This window comes from Paraburkholderia tuberum STM678 (assembly GCF_902833905.1).
Lineage (GTDB): Bacteria > Pseudomonadota > Gammaproteobacteria > Burkholderiales > Burkholderiaceae > Paraburkholderia > Paraburkholderia tuberum.
In genome coordinates, this window is record NZ_CADFGP010000155.1 from 1,617 (window position 1) to 1,970 (window position 354).

Annotated in this window: 1 pseudogene; it reads right to left on the minus strand. The window is 60.5% G+C overall.

Going from position 1 to position 354, the window contains the following annotated elements:
* Positions 1-300, minus strand: a pseudogene (locus HWY30_RS40675) (transposase); the annotation flags it as partial.
* Positions 301-354 lie beyond the last annotated feature (54 nt).

The window sequence follows — 354 nt, forward strand, 5'->3', positions numbered from 1 at the left end:
CTTCGGTGGAATGGATCCCGTCTCCCTCGCGAACCAGGCTGCCGCGTGAGAGAGTATGTCGCGCTCCATCTTCAGTTGCCGGACTTCGCGACGCAACCGTGTGAGCTCCTGGCGTTCGGCTGTGGTCAGACCGTCATGCCGCACACCTGTGTCGCGATCAGCCTGCGCCACCCAGTTGTAGATGGTCTGTGCAGTCGGCTCGAACTCCTTTTCCAGTTCCTCCGGCCTGCGTCCGGCCTTCACCAGCCCGACCATTTGCGCCCGAAATTCCGCCGGGTACGGGGTACGATGCTTGGCCATAATCGGCACCTCCTTCTCCAAAGGATAGATGTCCGTTTTTGCGGGTCAACTTCA